Below are 17,868 nucleotides of genomic sequence, written 5' to 3' on the forward strand. Positions count from 1 at the left end.
TTCATTCTCCGGTTATGCTGAATGAATCCCATTTATTGAATCTGGGCAACTTTTCCTGCCTGGTTTAGCCAACCGGCTATTTATTCTGCACCGGTTGTGAAAGGTCGCCGCTTTTTTCTGATGCACTCCCTTTCGCCGGAGCACTTACCGGAGCTGGCGGTTGTACAGGTTCGGCCACTCCATTGCCACTGCCGGCGGTATTGATTGCCGGAATCACTTTAGCGGGAGCCTTTGACTGAGTTTCTTCTGGTTCTCCTGTTCCACCGGCCGGGCTGGCAACAGAAGATTTTTCTGTAACAGCCTCCCGGGTCAGAACCGGTTCAAGATTCCCAATGCCAACTGCATTGTATTCATTTCTATCACTCTTAACAGGTCTTATTGAGGGTTTCGGAAGAATCGTTTCTACAGCAGGTTTATTCGGATCAGGCATCACCGAAGGATGAACTCCCACTATCAGTTGGCCGCTCTCATAATATAAGCCTTCCCCGTTTGTCTGAGTGTCGGCATCGTTGTGCAGCCCGCTTGCCAGTTTGCCTGTATATCCGGCATCAATAACTTCGCGCGGCAGGCTGGGGTTCTCATATCCTGACCGTTTCCCTATAGCAATATAATTTATCATTACATTGCTTTTTCCGGCATTGTTCTCTACAACTGTAAAACCGGCGCCTGAAACTTCAGCGAGATAAACTCCGTTGGAATTACCAATCGGAGTTACTGTAACAACAACAGGTGCGTCAGCAGAAACGGCAGCGGCAAAGGACGGGTCAAAGGCAATGTTTGCCCTTCCGTTTGAAAGTGTCGCCACACCGCTGGTCTGCACGGTGACATCTGTTGAAACATTGGTATAGAGCACGGTATTGGTTCCTGTTCCGTTTTCCTGGAGATGCACATCCAGCTTGTTTTTATAAACATCACCATTCGAGAACATGGCATAGTTTTCCCCTTCGGCATATAAGCCATAAACCTTGCCGTGAATATCGGCCCCCATAAGGTCTCCCCAGGCGCCTATTCCGATTCCGGTATCAGCCTGACCCGGAGATTTTCCTGCACCACTTGTATAACTGGTGAAATATCCGCCATAGGTGGTGCTGCCGCTGTTTTTATATCCGAGCGAGCCCCAATAGTTACCACCCTGGTATGCTCCCAAAACACCGCCACAGCGCGTATAATCGTTGTAGTTATATCCGGCTGTTCCAAAAGAATAAACATCCCCCCAGTAAGAGTACCCTCTTAAGGCAGAGTTGCTCAAATAATACGCGTAGCCCGTTCCATCATTCTGTGTCGAACGGGATCTAAAACCATATAGTGCAGTTTGCCCGTCACCATCAGATTCCAGTTCATAGTGATAAAAATAACTGGGGATAGTAGCACTGTAGCCTAATTGACTATATCCATTATTATCAACCCTTACATCCAGTCTGCCATTGGGAGCGGAGGTTCCGATTCCGACATTGCCACCGGCCTGCTGAAAAATTAATGGATTGTTACCCGAATAGGTACCTATCCCAAAAAATGCATTGCTCGCTGTTGCATTATAATTCCAGATTAAAAATCCCTTATTGGAAGTACTTTGTCCGACATATAACAAAGAAGTTGCATTATCATCTCCAATGGATAGATTTGTACCTGTAGTAAAGCTGCTGATTGGCGTACCAAAAAGACCGGTATAACTTGACCCGCTTTCTGCAACCTGAAAACGGGCAACGGGAGCACTGACACCAACGCCGACATTGCCACCCGCAGCCTGGAGTACCAGTGGATTTGCGCCGGAATAGGTGCCTATATTGTAATATGCATTAGCAGGATCTGTGGCATTCTGCCAGAAAAGGAATCCCTTATTACTGGGACTTTGCCCGATGTATAATACAGATGGCCCGTCCGGATCTCCGATGCTTAAGTTTGTACTCGAACCCCAGGTACTGATGGGCGATCCAAACAAACCCGTATAACCGGGACTATCTTCCGCAACATGAAATAAGGCAGCCGGTGAAGCTGTCCGGATGCCGACATTGCCCCCATATTCCTGAAGGGTCATATTATTGCTCCCGTTGTAGGTCCCGATGCTGTAATATCCCAGGGCCGGATCAGTATTATATTGCCATATCAGGAATCCTTCATGCATAGGAGCCTGACCAACATAGAGCACCGCATCTTCATTGTCATTTCCAATCGCAACATTGGTGCCTGTTGTCCAGGAACTTACGGGCACACCAAATGCCGCGGTGTAGCCGGGGGTATTCTCAATCACATGCAATCTGGCAGAGGGCACTGATGTACCGATTCCGATATTGCCGCCACTTTTGACAAGAAGGTCAGGACTATAACCCATAGCATTATCAGCATTGATATACAATGCATTATCGAAACAATTGTAATAGATCCAGGCCTTGTTTACAGAATTATATTTGAATTCCAACCCGGCATTTCCATTAACATAAGTATTGTTAAATCTGATAAAAGGGTAATTGGTAGCATTGGAAAGATGATAGTAACCATCTACATGCAGTTTCTCAACCGGGGTTGATGTTCCGATACCGACATTTCCAAGATTATAGTAAATGCTCGTTCCATTGTTCAGCCATTGTCCCGCATTGCTGCCCACGAGTAACCAGGCCGGAGCGGCAGGGGTTCCTGAATTGTAATAATAACCCGGAATGTCGGTTGTCTGATAAATCATCAGGCCGGTGGCCGGTGATACGATGGCATTCCGCTGGGCGAGGGTCATCCTGGGCGCCAAAAGGCCCCTGGTAGTGCTTTTAACATCCAGCATTGCCGAATTATCGGGTGCTGCGCCATCGGTATTGACGGCAACCTGGGCCTGGATACTTATCCCTATGGCCAACAGGAAAATAAGTAATAATGCTTTCATACTTTTCGGTTTTATGGTAAAACATGCAATAAGGAATAATGCGTTATTAGTCCGGACAACAGAAAACCATTAAAATGAAAGGCGGGAAGAAAGCGCAAGAAGAAGGCGGGAAGTAAACTTGCCTGTTCGAAAACAAGGTACCCAGGGCACTATGATTATAAAGTGGTTAAGGTACGAATAGTTGCCGAAAAATGCAAGTTTTTTTTAAAGAAAGAATATCACAAGGATCGCCCCTGACTGAAAAACCAAATACATTTTTAAAGCCTGGTTATCAATGTATTGCAAGCTTCGGCTTAGTAATAGTAAACCGTATATTGCCGCATCATATTCACGACAGGCCTGGCCATTCTTATGTAATAAAACTGAAAGCAGGTTTTACGATCCGGCACACCACCAGGCACCGCCGTATACTTCCCGGTAAGGCTCAGAAGTTAGCATACAGTTTGCTGCGAACGGAGGGAGAAACCTGACTATGAATGCCATCCGTTGTCTACTGCCCTATTTACCGTCACAACCATGAACAATGCTCATTGTCAATGGCATATTCATACCTGAGAACATTCCCTCAGTATCCGAACACACAGGATCATTTATCTTGGATGATCCGTCTCTTCCCGTTCTTTTTTTCAGGAACTATCCTTGTCCCGGTTTATTGATTTTTATATGTTTAACCCATACATGATCCATATTACTTAATGCTGGTTTTTATGCTGTTACCGCTCAAAAGTCGCATCTGCTACTTTTCAACGCTGAGCAGTAACAGTTTCTCTATGTTTACCATCCTCAGAAGCAAATTTTCATTTTCCTTTCTCAATTTTTCGTTTTCTGCTTTTAATTCTTTGATGGATTCAATTAACAGTGGAGTCATTTTCCCATACTCTATGGACAAGTATCCGTCTTCACCCTGCGATACTACTTCGGGAAGTACATCTATCATTTCCTGTGCCGAGAAACCGATTTGCCTGCTTTGATCAGTGCCGGTATTCCAGAAGTAATAATAACCATTGATTTTCAGAATTTTTTCAAGGGGATCATCAATTGCTGAAAGGCCTTTCTTAAGCCGGACATCGGATAAAAGGTTCCATGCGTTTGCGCGGGCCTGTGTGCCGTCGCCGGCTTCGCCAACCTGCAGTTTGTAAGCAGGGGATGTGGTTCCTATCCCGAGGTTTCCGCTATTGATGAAGTTGTTACCATTCCCGTAAAGAAAAACTGTATTTGTATTGTCAGCGTTCCAAAGGTAAAAGGCTCCCGAGCCATTGCTTGTCTGTCTTAACTGCACCCGGTCATTACCATCGCTGTTCCTGCAAACGATCATCGGACGGCTGCCATTATCAGGGGCCTGGACAACTAACTGCCATTCAGGGGAGGCAGTACCGATTCCTACATTGGAATTGGTATAAAAGCGCCCACCTGTGAAAAATCCGGAATAACCGGAAGCAGAAGTTACTTTTCCCTCAACGCCACGCGATTCGCCTGTGGTTGCCAAAACCTCTCCAAATATGGCACGGCCTGTTGTTACCGAAGATGTTGTGCCATATACTCCCGAATTGGACCCGGTTGTTGATGTAGCCCATCCAAATACGCCCTGTCCCTGGGCCGCTGCCGATTTTCCATAAACGCCGCTGACATACCCTGTGGCCGATGTAGCTTCGCCAAAAACACCGATTCCGGGGGAGGTATCACTGATGCCTTTTATCCCGTAACGACCTTCACCATAAACGCCATATCCATCTGGTGAATTGGACCGGCCAAATACTCCGTAGTTTGTTCCCGAAATTGCCTCCGCTTCACCATAAACACCCATCCCGTCCGAAGAGTGTGATAAACCGTAAACTCCATGATTTATTCCGGTAACTGATGAAGCATAACCCATAACACCATATCCTTCAGGAGACCAGGCAACACCATGCACACCGCTTGTGGTACCTGTAGGTGAGGCAGCCCTTCCATAAACTCCTCTGCCGTTTGACGAATTGGAAATCCCCGTTACTCCGAATACGAATCCTGTTGCGTTTGATGCCTGACCAATGATTGCATGCTCCAACAGATTGGTTACAGAGAATCCGTAACCAACTGAATTTATATCACCCGAATAAGGGAGTGTCAATCCGCCAACCTTCTCCCAGGCCGGAGAACCGCTCGTTCCGCCGTTATAATAATAGCCCGGCATATTATCAGTCTGATAAATTATCAACCCGGTTGCCGGTGCTGTAATCGCATCCCTTTGTGCTAGCGTCATCCGGGGAACAAGCACTCCTTTTGATTCGCTTTTCACATCCAGCATCGCTGAGTTGTCAGGTGCGCTGCCATCGGTGTTGATGGCGACCTGGGCCAGGGAAATATCAGCAACCAGGAGCATTAGAAACAATACAAACGTTCTCATGACTAAGTATTTTGAAAGTTAGGTTCTTAATCAACTCATTTTAAAAGTTTAAGAATCACCCCCCCCGATTCATCCGTTAAGGACATACCACCGGTGAAGCGGAAAGTGAGCCTTCGTTGTCAACAATCACCCGCCAGCACTGCCCGTCGGGAGATCTGAGAATAATCCCTTTGGTTGCATCTGTTACATACACATCATGATCTACCACTTCAACCCGCCCGTGAAACCTAAGCAGAGGGTTGTCAAACTCACCATATACAAGCGGAGAAAGGGTATCTGAATTTGAAATGTAAAGTTTATCCGATCCGGTTTCGTTAAAACCTGCCAGACTGCCGATAAAAACATTGCCGCTTCCTTCCGAATTGTTGTATCCGGCACCACGTCCGATGAATGTGTTATAATGGCCGGTGCTGTTCAGGTAGCCTGCCGAAAGTCCGATATAAGTGTTCCTCCATCCGGTAGAATTGTTTGCTCCCGCGTAGGATCCCACAAAGGTGTTGCGCGAACCTTCCGTGTTCCGTCCACCGGCATACGGCCCCAGAAATACATTCATGCTACCCGACACATTGTCCTTTCCGCTCATGGCTCCGGTGAATACATTCTGCGCTCCCGTGGTGTTATCCTCTCCTGCCAGATCACCGACAAATACATTGTAAGCCCCGGTTGTCAGCGCACCTGAACGGGACCCGAGTATCACATTGCTGTCGGCCGAGTTGATTTCTATCCGCCTGGCATTGAACATCAGTATCTCTTCATCGAAGATTCCGTATATAAGCGGATTATCAGTCCCGGAACCTGATATATACAATCTGTTGGAACCTGTTTCATTTATGCCGGCCATGTAACCGATGAAAACATTATGGTTTCCGGTTTCATTGTTTCGGCCGGCATGGTTGCCCACATAAACATTGTTAACGCCTGTGCTGTTGCTGAAGCCCGACTCAGTACCTACGAATGTATTGTTTTCAGCATCTGTATTGTGATAACCCGTCCTGTAACCGATAAACACATTATGCCTTCCCGTAAGGTTTTCGAAACCCGTTTCATAACCGAGAAATGTGTTGTTCCAGCCGGTGTAGTTGTTTCTTCCGCTCCAGGCTCCGACAAATGTGTTATAATGATGATGGTTATTGTAACCTGCGAAGCTCCCGAGTGCAACATTGTCCACCCCGATATTGGCTTTGGCACCTGCATTGAACCCGATGAAAAGATTGCTGCTGCCCGTTGTGTTAAAGGTTCCGCAACTGTCACCGATAAAAATGTTGCAATAACCACTGCTCACCACCAGCCTGTTGCTGTCGATCCAGACATGGTTCGCGTTTCGGGAGTAGAACCGGATGATGTCCTGGTCCGGGCCCTCATCCGTTGTAATAAAGGTATCCCCGTCGGCATCGGTGATGGAGCCATGGTCTGTTGCATTAAAGCCCACCATTTCCCAGGAAGGAATTTCAGGGGTACCTGCATTAAAATACAAGCCTGGAATACAATCTGTTTGAAACACCAGCAAGCCATGCGCCGGACTTTCGATCTCCCTGACAGCATAATAGGGCATCCCCGGGATTAATACCCCTCTGGAGCCTGATCTTACATCCAGCATTGCCGAATTATCGGGTGCGCTGCCATCGGTATTGATGGCGACCTGGGCCTGCAAACCTGCAGCCAGTAAAAGCAACAGCAATGCAATTCTTGTTTTCATAATCAAACGCTTAACATTAAAAGCAGAAATTTCTCAGAAGATCAGAAACTGGAAATGAAGCATGATGACCGGCAGCGTGATGAGCCAGATTGCGGAAATTGCAGAACAGGTGAGGAGCGTGGAATACCGGATTCCAATGCTATAAATATAAGAAATAAGACTCAAATAATCAAGGGTTTTGAACGAAATCCGGCATTATAAAGACGGGCTGATGTGTTATTCTTTGTCTGAGGCGCCGGCAACAACATTTTCTCAGAAGAATTATACCGGCAGGCTTTATAATTTCAATCTGCCGCGCAACTTTCTGCCTGGTAAAACCCTCTCTATTGAAGAGATAACGTATCGGGAATATCAGCGTTAAAACTAATAGCCGATCATTATTGTCCTGGGAAAATATTATAATTTGACCGGAATGCTTTATTGGTGTTGGTTTCAGAACATTGTTGCAGCATGTAACTTACTTCTAAATATTTCGCCACTAAGCGATGTACTGAGCCTGCCGAAGTGGCACTATGGCACCAGGTTGCACAAAACCTGTTTTTCTCATTTAGTGACACTTAGTGTCTTTGGGTCTTTGTGGCAAATTCTTTCTTCATTTTATCCGGACTATGGTGTATCCGAATATGTTTCTTTCAGGTCACAAGGCCGGCCTGCTGAAACATAAATCAGCAGAGAAAATCAGGCCTTCGTGGAATGCCAGGATATAAAATATAAAGTTTGGTTGATATCAAATCAGAAAAGCAGCGCGGGCCTGAAGGGTTTATGCGCTTGCTATCACAGCCGTTCTGCAGAATAATCATCGCGCTGAATAAATATTGATCAGGGATAAAAAAAGGCCTGCCGGAGCAGACCTTTTCAAAAAAAATACAAAAGATTATTCCTTGACAATCACCACTACTGAAGCATTGCCGCCTGAAACAATCCGCAGGAGGTATGTTCCGGACTTCAGGTTACCGAGATCCATGGCATTGCCGCTCAGTTGCTGTTGCATCAGCTGCCTGCCATCGAGGGCATAAAGGGTGGCTTCGGCCAGGGTGGCACCTTCAATGTAAAGGCGGTCGGTAACCGGATTTGGATAAACACGCAAACCGGCCACAGGACTAATCTCCAGACCAGTGGTCATAAAGATTACCTCTTCCACATCAGCGCCTGAAATGGTTACACTGCCTTCGTAGAAATCGAATCCCGGCGCAGCAGCTGTGTAAGGATACACTCCATCGGGGAGCTCAATCTGCGCAACGCCTTCTTCGCTGGTAATCAGCAAAGTGCCGTTGATATTGATTTCAACACCCTCAAGCACGCCTGCCTGAGCACTTACCGTAAAAGTAAGCATCCAGGTTTCGGGGGCAACAGGTTCAAGCACCACGACAACTTCTTCTGCGGCCCCATTGATGGTAACGCTGCCACTGCCTGAAACATACCCTTCGAGGGATACGGTATAGGTATAATCGCCGTCAGGCAGATTGACAGATGCCGTGCCGTCGGCGCCCGTGGTGAGCGACTGTTGCCCGGGAATTTCAATCAGGGCAGCCTCAAGGGGTGTGGCGTCAGGATCGGTAACCAGGAATGAAAGGGTATAGGTGGGTACCGAGGTGCTGTTAAGCTGAATGGCAAGTTCTGAGTTGCTGTCCTGAACCACAGCTTCACCATTCACAGGATAGTAACCTTCTTTTGAAACCGTATAAGGATACATTCCGTTCATCACCTCTATGGAAGCCGTACCATTGGCGGCTGTCAGCAGCACGTTTCCGTCCACATCAATGAAAGCCCCTTCAACAGGTGCAAATGACTCGTCATAAATATAAAAACTGAGCAGATATCTCGGGAGGTTCATAACAATAACGACCTCCGTAGCAGAAGTACCCACCTCAAAAGTACCGTTATTGTTAGCATAACCCTCCAGAATGGCCGTATAGGTATAGTTGCCGGGCGTCATCATGGCAAAGGCGCCGCCCTGCGCATCCGTTACCAGGCTTTCAGCGAGACCGTCAATGGCTATTTCAACGCCTGCAAGCGGTTCACCGGATTCACTCTCAACGGTAAAATATGTCTGAAACTGATAAGCCGGCATAAAGTGAACCCTGCCCAGCGCGGGATCGTCCACGACGTGGTTAACAACCCCTTCGATACTGGCTGAATCCTGGGTCGCTACACCCCATTGATTGAACATGGCATACTGCTCAACCGGGCCGTTGTTGAAAAGGTCGTACAGCACGCCACCATTTCCATTATTTGAGAACTGGTTTCCGCCGGGATTGAAATTTGCAGGATCTGCATTCCCCATATTGACGCGGGGATACCCGATAATGGTTATGCCCCAAAGGTTTCCGGAGATTACATTTCCGGTAACAATCACATCCTGATCTGCAGATGAGTTGCTTGCCGTAAGGTTGATTCCGCTTCCTCCCAGGTTGGGATTGTTCTGGATGTTGTTATCGGTAATGATGTTATGCCGGATTGCTCCGCTGATCGGGCTTCCGGTCAGGGTGATGCCATAGCGGTTCAGGTCCACGGTATTGGAGTCGATCACGACACTTCCGGGGACTCCCAGCAGTGAAGAATACGCGATACCCCCGGCATTGGTTGAACCGTTACCGATTACAGTGTTTCCAATGATAAACGTAGTATCTCCCTCACCGGCAGGGCCCATGTTGATCTGCGGGCGGTTGCTGTTTTCGGTGGTATTTCCGAACATATAATTGTTCCGGATAATTGCTTTGGTTCCAACGTTTGAACCTGAAGCCACTGCTCCGCGCTGATTCAGTATAAAACTGCAGTTAATGACCTCCCCGTAGCCTGAAAGATCAACTGCTGCGCTGGAAGCATAGGAGCCTGATGTTGAACCGCTTTTGTAGAAATTCTTGTAGAATTTGCTTCCTTCAACGGTGAAAATACCTGTTTGGGACCGTATTCCCCCACCGAAGAGAAACTCTGCATTGCGGATATGGGTGATGTGTCCGGCAACAAGTTTAAAACCGCGCCACTTATTGGTTGAAGTGCTGTCGATGGCAGTAAAGGTAGCTTTTACAGGTGCATCGATGGTCAGGGCACCTTCCGATTCTATCCCGGCAAGGTCATGGAAAACAACCGTGACATCCTCAAAAATATTGAGGGCGTCGGCTGCAGCAATGGTCACTGTGTTGGTGATTTCATAGTGATCGTCGTTCCAGGTAACCACCCCGGCCGAATTGTTAACAAGGGAATCGAGGTTCCACACAACCCCGGTTCCCGGGGTGCTGAACTGCGCCTGCACCAGCAGTGTAGCGAGTGCGAAAATGAGTGTAAACAGCTTTTTCATAGTAAAAAGAGTTAAATGAGTAATTAGAGTTTGATCGCTGGATTTTGTTCGCCTCCCGGCAAAAAAAAACCGCCCCGCTATTGGGGGAGGTAAAATTATTTTACAGAGAAGGAGTGTCGTCAGGCAAAACTACTCATTTTTTCGGGAATGGCAGCATAAAAAATGCAAACAATATATAATGACAATCTGAAATCAGCCAGAAATAGTATACTGGCATATTTAATAAAGCCTCCTTGCCATCTAATGCATGCGCATTTCTCTGAATCCAATTAAACAACAGGCCAATAACAAAGAGAAGCATCCTTTAATACTTTTCACAACAGCATATAGTGCAATTATTATTGGGAAATAATATGTTTTGCACACAAGAACTTATCCATGACAACTCACTAATTAAGGCAGAATGAAAAACTTCCACTGATCAACTAATGATTGAGCTGCGTATAGGTATACTCGATTCTTACCCCATAGAAATACATATTGCTATTTAAATGCATTTGAAAAAAATACATATAATTCTGATTGTCGATTACAGGAGTATCTATTGTATTGTCGGAAAGATAATTCCTCTGTGTGCTTTGCCAGTAAGTATCATTTTCCGACATAATGTTTCCGCCTCCTGAAGCAAGGCTGATTCTGTAAAGAATTATTGTTGCACTGCCGGTAGAATTATCCATCCAGTAGGAGGTTACATTTGTGATCGTGACATCTTGAGGAAGGTACAAGGGTGCGTAAAAAGAAACCCAGTCGTTCAAAATATCTGTGGCTGAAATCAGGTCTCCCCTGTTCAAATACTCTTTGCCATTGTCATAACAAACAAAAGCAGCAGGAGGAATTATTCTATAGGCTGTTCTTGCTGAAGTATTAATATCGCCCGATACATTCAGGTCCCCGTTCACGGTTAAATTGTTATTGATGGTAGTAGGCCTTGTGGAAACCACATTGCCTGCCGGTTGCAACTGAAGGTTGGCAGCCGGTTGAAGGTTAATATCTCCCAGATCGGTATCAATAATTCCCCTGGTACCATCGTGTTTCAATGATATGTAAGTGCCCCAGCTGGCGGATGCTTTACCATGCACAGCCAGTTTTGCATCAAATGCCCTTGTGCTGCTGAAGGTTGAATAAAATCCGAAGTATTCATCCGACACATCGTCTCCGGAAATAAAGTGAATGTAATTATTGAGGAACCTGATTCCGGGCCGGTCGGGGTTGGTTGACACACCGTTGATCACAAGTTGCGGACCGGTCAGAGAAGCCACTTCAAGCCTTCCTGAAGGATTTGTTGTTCCAATTCCGACATTTCCGCTATTGGTGATGGCCATCACGGCATTACTTAAGGTGGGATTGTTCGCATTGGTCTCGGAATTCTGTAAAAACAAAAAGGATCCCCGGTTCCAGGAACCATTATAAATATAGGCCAAAGCGCCTTTCCCCGCTAAATTGGTTCCTGAACCCCCTGCAGAAAAAAGGATTCCGGCTGCAGCTTCATTGACAGTTTCATTTTTGTTTTCAATCTTCAGCGGATAAGCAAGACCGGCGAGTGACTGACAAACGTATAAAGGACGGTTTGGATTTGTTTCATTGATCCCAAGGTTACCGCCAACATAGGTCTTTCCGGTAAAATGGCCGGCAAAACCGGCTCCGGTTGCATTGCCCTGAATGGCATAACCGGTGGAAGTATTGCCCTTAACTCCTGCCCCTGCCGCACTGCTGCCATAAACCCCTTCCGTTGCTGCTCCGATCCAGCCGCTGTTTCCGGAAGCAGAATGTATGCCATAAAGCGCATAGCCATTGGTTGTGTTACCGCGTAATCCATAACCATTTTCACTATAGCCATATCCTCCCTCATTTGAGGCCCCAAGCCAGCCATAACTTCCGGAAATTGAATGCTCCCCGTAAACAGCCTGACTGGCAGCAGCCAGCCGGGCATCATAAGCCGGGCTGACCGCCTGAACTCCGGCAACCGGCGAAGCAGTGCCAATACCAACATTCCCGCTATTGTAGTAAATATTACTTCCGTTGGTTATCCACTGGCTAAAGGTGCCGGCATTGCTGCCAAAAAGCACCCACGAAGGTGTTGCAGGAGTTCCTGCATTATAATAATACCCGGGTGAATTATCCGTCTGGAAGACCATCAGACCGGTAGCCGGACTGGCAATGGCATTGCGCTGTGACTGCGTCATGCGGGGAACCAGAACCCCTCTGGAAGTTGACTTAATATCCAGCATGGCTGAATTATCGGGGGTCGAACCATCGGTGTTGACTGCAACCTGGGCTTGCAAACCAATAGTCAGCAACACCAGAAAAAGGAAAATTCCTGTTTTCATAACCAGTTGGATTATTTGCGTTAATAGAAAACTAAAATGAGTTATTGTGGAAAACAAAGAAAGGTTAATGACCGGTGGATAAATGAGTCAGATTGCGGAGACTTTGAAGCAGGTAATAAGAAGTGGATACCGGGTCAATTTATCAAAGATAAGGAATCTGACACTTAAAATCAAGCACTTAATAATGGATTTGTATCTCAATGAATAAAATAAATATGCTCCTCATACTTGCAATCTCCCGGTAATATCCCCAAATTCGCAAACCATTAAAATATTAGATTGTTAATAGATTCACATTACTCAGCCTATGCTTACCAACATAAGTCTTGAAGCCATGAATGCAATGTCGGCCGGAACGCTGATGGAGCAGCTTGGCATTATTTATACTGAAGTGGGCCCGGATTACATCTGTGGTACCATGCCGGTCGATCACCGCACGGTACAGCCGGCAGGTCTTTTGCATGGCGGCGCTTCGGCAGCGCTTGCCGAAACGCTGGGCAGCATGGGTTCGGTGGCGATCATGGGCCGTAAGCACGCCATCGTGGGCATTGAAATCAATGCCAACCATATCCGCAAGGTGAAAGACGGGCATGTGCATGGCAAAGCCACCCTGGTGATGCGTTCCCGGCGGCTGCACATCTGGGAGGTAAAAATTCACAACGATGCCGGTGCGCTGGTCTGCCTCTCCAGACTCACCATTATGGTGATTGAACAGGAAGAAAATAAAGGGGAATGAACGGAGGATCGATAACGCTGAAAGCGCTGCAGCAGCATCTGCTGGGTACTCAAACTGCTTTTGTTTCCTACAGGCTTCCGGGTGAAACAACCCCGGAAAGCATCATCAGTACCAAAGGTTTTTATGAAATCCCGCACATCCGTGAAGTGTTCAACGGTAAATCCGGGTTTATCATCTCCCCTTTTCTGAAATCACTTCCGCCGTTGTTTCTGGATGCTGAATTTACCCTTAGCGGAACACAATTCACTGACCCCGGGATCGGACGTCAGGAAGCATCTCCGGTTCCTGAATGCAGGATCACAGCGCCGGGCAAGGAGGAATATATTGAAAAACTCAGACAGGTGATCTCAGGAATTAATTCAGGAAGAGCGGATAAAGCAGTAATATCGCGGCCCATTGAGATTCCGTTCCGGGAAGCCGGGCTCTCCATCCCGCTGTTTGAGCAGTTGTGCATCGATTATCCTTCAGCCTTTGTTTACCTGGCCTGGATCCCCGGCTACGGATTGTGGACCGGTGCTTCTCCTGAGTTACTGCTCAGGATCGAAAACGAAACGGTCACCACCATGGCGCTGGCCGGAACCCGTGATGCCGGTTCACGGGCCTGGACAAGCAAAGAAATGGACGAGCATGAATGGGTTTGCAGACATATTGAAGAAAAATTAGCAGCTTCCGGGTGCAATGATGTCTCCCGTTCTGAAACCGGAACCATCACTGCCGGGATGGCCGTTCACCTGAAAACCGGATTCAAAGCAATTATTGAAGATGACAACAAGGGCAAACTGCTCGAAGCCCTTCACCCCACCCCTGCTGTCTGCGGCTGGCCTGAAATCGCAGCGCTTGACATGATAAGGAACACCGAAAAATATGACCGGAGTTTTTATACCGGGTTTCTCGGCCCTGTTAAGTCAGAGAAACAGGCTGCCTTTTATGTTAACCTCCGTTGTATGCAGATATTTCAGGATAAGGCGTTTGTTTATGCAGGCGGGGGCATTACAGCAGCCTCTGACCCGCTGGCGGAATGGGAGGAAACCGTGCTTAAAAGCCAGACCATGTTGACTGCTATCGGAAAAATACAGAATTTAGCATACTTTTAACCTATCTCCGGAAATGAGTCAGGAACATCTGAGTTTATTGGCCGCCATCATCGCTGAAAAAGGAATTACCCATGCAGTGGTATCGCCTGGCTCGCGCAATGCCCCGGCTATCATCGCCTTCAGCAGAAGCGGCAGGCTGAAGCTTACCAGCATACCCGACGAGCGGAGTGCCGGTTTCTACGCCCTGGGGATGGCCCAGCAGCTCGGTCGTGCGGTTGCCCTGCTCTGTACCTCGGGATCGGCTGCCCTGAATTATGCCCCTGCTGTGGCCGAGGCCTATTATCAAAAAGTGCCCCTGCTTGTGATTACCGCCGACAGGCCGGCGGAATGGATAGATCAGGGCGACGGACAGACCATCAGGCAACAAGAGGTTTATTCCAATTTCATACGCAAGAGCTTTCATCTTCCCGTCAATAATTCAACACCCGCAAACCATTGGCATTTCAGCCGGATGGTAAACGAAGCGGTTGACCGTACCCTTTTCCCCGCCCGCGGTCCTGTACATCTTAATCTGCCCCTTGCCGAGCCCCTCTACGATCTGCAGCTAAATCCGGAGCCCGGGGATATAAGAATCAATAAATTGATTGAGGTGGAACACCGCATTCCGGAATCCGCGCTGCAAGAGTTGGTCGCACAATGGAACAAAGCCGGGTCGAAGCTGATCCTTGCCGGACAGTTGCCGCCCGGTCACGATCTGAAGCACTGGCTCTGTCAACTCGCCGACGATCCATCGGTGGCCGTATTCACCGAAACAACCTCCAACCTGCACGTCCCCGGCAGCATTCGTTGCATCGACCGCACCATAGAAGGCATCACCGATGAGCAACTACCCGGCTACACCCCTGACATTCTGCTTACCTTCGGAGCAGCGGTAGTCTCAAAAAAGGTGAAAGCCCTGCTCAGGAAGATGAAACCTGCACAGCACTGGCACATCAATCCGGACCCTGACGACTTCCACCTGGACACCTACCAGTCGCTTACGCTCACCATTCCGTCGGAGGCCGCGGTCTTTATCAGGCAGCTGGCAGCAGTTGTTACACCCGCACAAAGCGATTACCGTGCATGCTGGCAATTGCTTTCGGAGCGTCACCTCATAAAACACGGCGATTATTTAGCAAACGCATTCTTCTCAGACCTTACGGTATTTGAAACCCTCTTCCGGCAGATTCCTGATGATACTCATCTTCATCTCGGCAACAGTACCCCCATTCGCTATGCCCAGCTTTTTGATGAAGCTTCGCGGTATGCAACCTGGTCGAACCGTGGTACTTCAGGCATCGACGGGTGCGTTTCAACAGCCGCGGGCGCTGCAGCCATTGGCAAACATCCTGTAACCGTGATCACCGGTGACATAGGGTTCTTCTACGACAGCAATGCCTTGTGGAATAACCATCTTCCTTCTTCCCTGAGGATCATCCTGATTAATAACGGAGGCGGAAATATCTTCAGGGTCATTCCCGGCCCCGACCGTTACGAGGAGTTGGAACCCTATATCGAAACCAGCCACCGCTTTAATGCTGAAGGCATCGCAAAGAACTTTGGTGTAAACTACTATTCGGCCGGTGACCAGCCCACCCTGCTAAAGGTACTCCCCGGCTTTTACGGGAAACAAAACAACAACCAGCCTGCCCTGCTGGAGATTTTTACGCCGGCAGTGAGCAGTGCGGAGGCATTAAAGAACTATTTTAAATTCATTGTATCATGACCAAAAGAAACTGGACAACTATAAAAGAGTACGAAGAGATCAGATTTGATTTTTTTGAAGGCATCGCCCGCATCACCATCAACAGGCCGCGTTACCGCAACGCTTTTACGCCGGACACCATCAAAGAGATGATCGATGCCATGCATTATTGCCGTGAAGCCGACAACGTAGGTGTGGTCGTGATCACCGGGGAAGGCGACAAGGCCTTTTGCAGCGGAGGCGACCAAAACATCAAGGGACACGGGGGTTACATCGGCAAGGATGGCATTCCACGCCTGAATGTGCTGGATTTGCAGAAGCTGATCCGCTCCCTGCCTAAACCCGTAGTGGCCATGGTGAACGGTTACGCGATAGGCGGAGGGCATGTGCTGCATGTGGTGTGCGACCTGAGCATTGCCTCCGATAACGCCATTTTCGGGCAAACAGGCCCCAAGGTTGGCAGTTTCGACGGCGGTTTCGGATCATCTTACCTGGCCCGCATCGTGGGGCAGAAAAAGGCCCGCGAAATATGGTTCCTCTGCCGGCAGTATTCGGCACAGGAAGCGCTTGAGATGGGCCTGGTGAACAAGGTGGTACCCTTTGATCAGCTGGAAGATGAAGTGGTTGACTGGTGCAAGACCATGATGAAACGCAGCCCGCTGGCGCTGCGCATGCTCAAGCTTGCCATGAATGCCGAACTGGATGGTCAGGCGGGGTTACAGGAGCTGGCCGGAAATGCCACCCTGCTTTATTACCTCACCGAAGAGGCGCAGGAAGGAAAACGGGCCTTTCTTGAAAAAAGAGAGCCCGATTTTCAGAAATTTCCTAAATTCCCCTGATATCAGGGTAATCAAAGGTTAAAGAGAAATTATGAAAAAAGAAAAATACAAGGCTTGGATACACGCCACCCGTCCACGCACGCTGCCCCTGGCATTTTCCAGTTCGCTGATGGGGAGTTTCGTGGCATGGCATGACGGCTATTTCAGCTGGTTGGTCTTCATGCTGGCACTGCTTACTACCCTTTTTCTGCAGATTCTAAGTAACCTTGCCAATGATTACGGCGACTCGGTGAACGGCGCCGATAATCCCGAAAGGGTCGGTCCGGCGAGGACAGTGCAAAGCGGGGCGATTTCGCTCAGGGAAATGAAAACGGCCGTAATTATTACGGCAGCCCTTGCACTGATATCGGGGATTCTGCTTATCGGCTCAGGGATCGGCTTTACCCTTTCAGGCGGATGGCTGGCTTTTCTCGGTCTGGGGATTACCGCGGTGGCTGCAGCAATTATGTACACCGCCGGTTCAAAGCCATATGGTTACATCGGTCTTGGCGACCTGTTTGTATTTATCTTTTTCGGCCTTACCGGCGTCATCGGAACCTATTATCTGCACACCCACCACATCAACGCGGCTCTGTGGCTTCCGGCTGCTGCGCTGGGACTGCTCAGCACCGCCGTACTCAACCTTAACAATATGCGCGATGTAAAAGGGGACGCCCTTTCGGGGAAGCGCACCCTGGTGGTTATCATGGGCAGCGGTTGGGCAAAATATTACCACGCCTTGCTTGTTCTTGGCGCCCTTTCAGCCCTTGCCCTGTGGACCATTCTGAACTACCACCACCCGCTTCAGTTCATTTTTCTGCTTATGGCCCTCTTCTTTGCCAGACATCTTGCCGTTGTTTTCCGCAACAAAATCCCCGCTGAGCTGGATCCGCAACTAAAGCGGCTGGCCATGGCAACCTTTGCCACAGTGATTATTTTCGGGTTCAGTATACTGTTTTAGCC

Annotated in this window: 10 protein-coding genes; 5 read left to right on the forward strand and 5 right to left on the reverse strand. The window is 48.3% G+C overall.

The window, feature by feature from the left end:
* Positions 1-76: 76 nt before the first annotated feature.
* The 5 genes from TBC1_RS09355 to TBC1_RS09385 form a co-directional block, all read right to left on the reverse strand.
* Positions 77-2,869 (reverse strand): hypothetical protein, encoded by a 2,793-nt coding sequence (locus tag TBC1_RS09355; RefSeq protein WP_062041282.1) that lies wholly within the window; start codon positions 2,867-2,869, stop codon positions 77-79.
* 736 nt (positions 2,870-3,605) lie between these two features.
* A complete protein-coding gene (locus TBC1_RS09365) occupies positions 3,606-5,252 on the reverse strand; it encodes a tail fiber domain-containing protein (RefSeq protein ID WP_082189545.1) in 1,647 nt (548 codons plus the stop codon).
* 76 nt (positions 5,253-5,328) lie between these two features.
* Positions 5,329-6,948, reverse strand: a complete 1,620-nt coding sequence (locus TBC1_RS09370; RefSeq protein WP_062041291.1) for a hypothetical protein — start codon at positions 6,946-6,948, stop codon at positions 5,329-5,331.
* An 874-nt stretch (positions 6,949-7,822) separates the two neighbouring features.
* Entirely contained in the window at positions 7,823-10,246 is a 2,424-nt protein-coding gene (locus TBC1_RS09380) for a carboxypeptidase regulatory-like domain-containing protein (protein ID WP_062041297.1), read from the reverse strand.
* A 425-nt stretch (positions 10,247-10,671) separates the two neighbouring features.
* Positions 10,672-12,573, reverse strand: a complete 1,902-nt coding sequence (locus TBC1_RS09385; protein ID WP_062041300.1) for an autotransporter outer membrane beta-barrel domain-containing protein — start codon at positions 12,571-12,573, stop codon at positions 10,672-10,674.
* A 307-nt stretch (positions 12,574-12,880) separates the two neighbouring features.
* Between TBC1_RS09385 and TBC1_RS09390 the strand changes: the two genes are divergently transcribed.
* The 5 genes from TBC1_RS09390 to TBC1_RS09410 are packed head-to-tail and all read left to right on the forward strand — an operon-like array spanning position 12,881 to position 17,866.
* Positions 12,881-13,309 carry a hotdog fold thioesterase gene (locus TBC1_RS09390; RefSeq protein ID WP_062041302.1) on the forward strand — a complete coding sequence of 143 codons (429 nt, stop codon included), beginning with the start codon at positions 12,881-12,883 and terminating at the stop codon, positions 13,307-13,309.
* Positions 13,306-14,403, forward strand: coding sequence for a chorismate-binding protein (locus TBC1_RS09395; RefSeq protein WP_062041305.1), 1,098 nt, complete (start codon positions 13,306-13,308; stop codon positions 14,401-14,403). Before TBC1_RS09390 ends, TBC1_RS09395 begins: the two co-directional genes overlap by 4 nt.
* Positions 14,404-14,416: 13 nt before the next feature.
* Positions 14,417-16,108 carry a 2-succinyl-5-enolpyruvyl-6-hydroxy-3-cyclohexene-1-carboxylic-acid synthase gene (menD, locus tag TBC1_RS09400; protein ID WP_062041308.1) on the forward strand — a complete coding sequence of 564 codons (1,692 nt, stop codon included), beginning with the start codon at positions 14,417-14,419 and terminating at the stop codon, positions 16,106-16,108.
* Positions 16,105-16,926, forward strand: a complete 822-nt coding sequence (menB, locus tag TBC1_RS09405) for a 1,4-dihydroxy-2-naphthoyl-CoA synthase (protein ID WP_062041310.1) — start codon at positions 16,105-16,107, stop codon at positions 16,924-16,926. The genes menD and menB overlap by 4 nt, the downstream gene beginning before the upstream one ends.
* Before the next feature lie 31 nt (positions 16,927-16,957).
* Positions 16,958-17,866 carry a 1,4-dihydroxy-2-naphthoate polyprenyltransferase gene (locus TBC1_RS09410; protein ID WP_062041313.1) on the forward strand — a complete coding sequence of 303 codons (909 nt, stop codon included), beginning with the start codon at positions 16,958-16,960 and terminating at the stop codon, positions 17,864-17,866.
* Positions 17,867-17,868: the final 2 nt, after the last annotated feature.

The organism is Lentimicrobium saccharophilum (genome assembly GCF_001192835.1).
Taxonomy (GTDB): Bacteria; Bacteroidota; Bacteroidia; order Bacteroidales; family Lentimicrobiaceae; genus Lentimicrobium; species Lentimicrobium saccharophilum.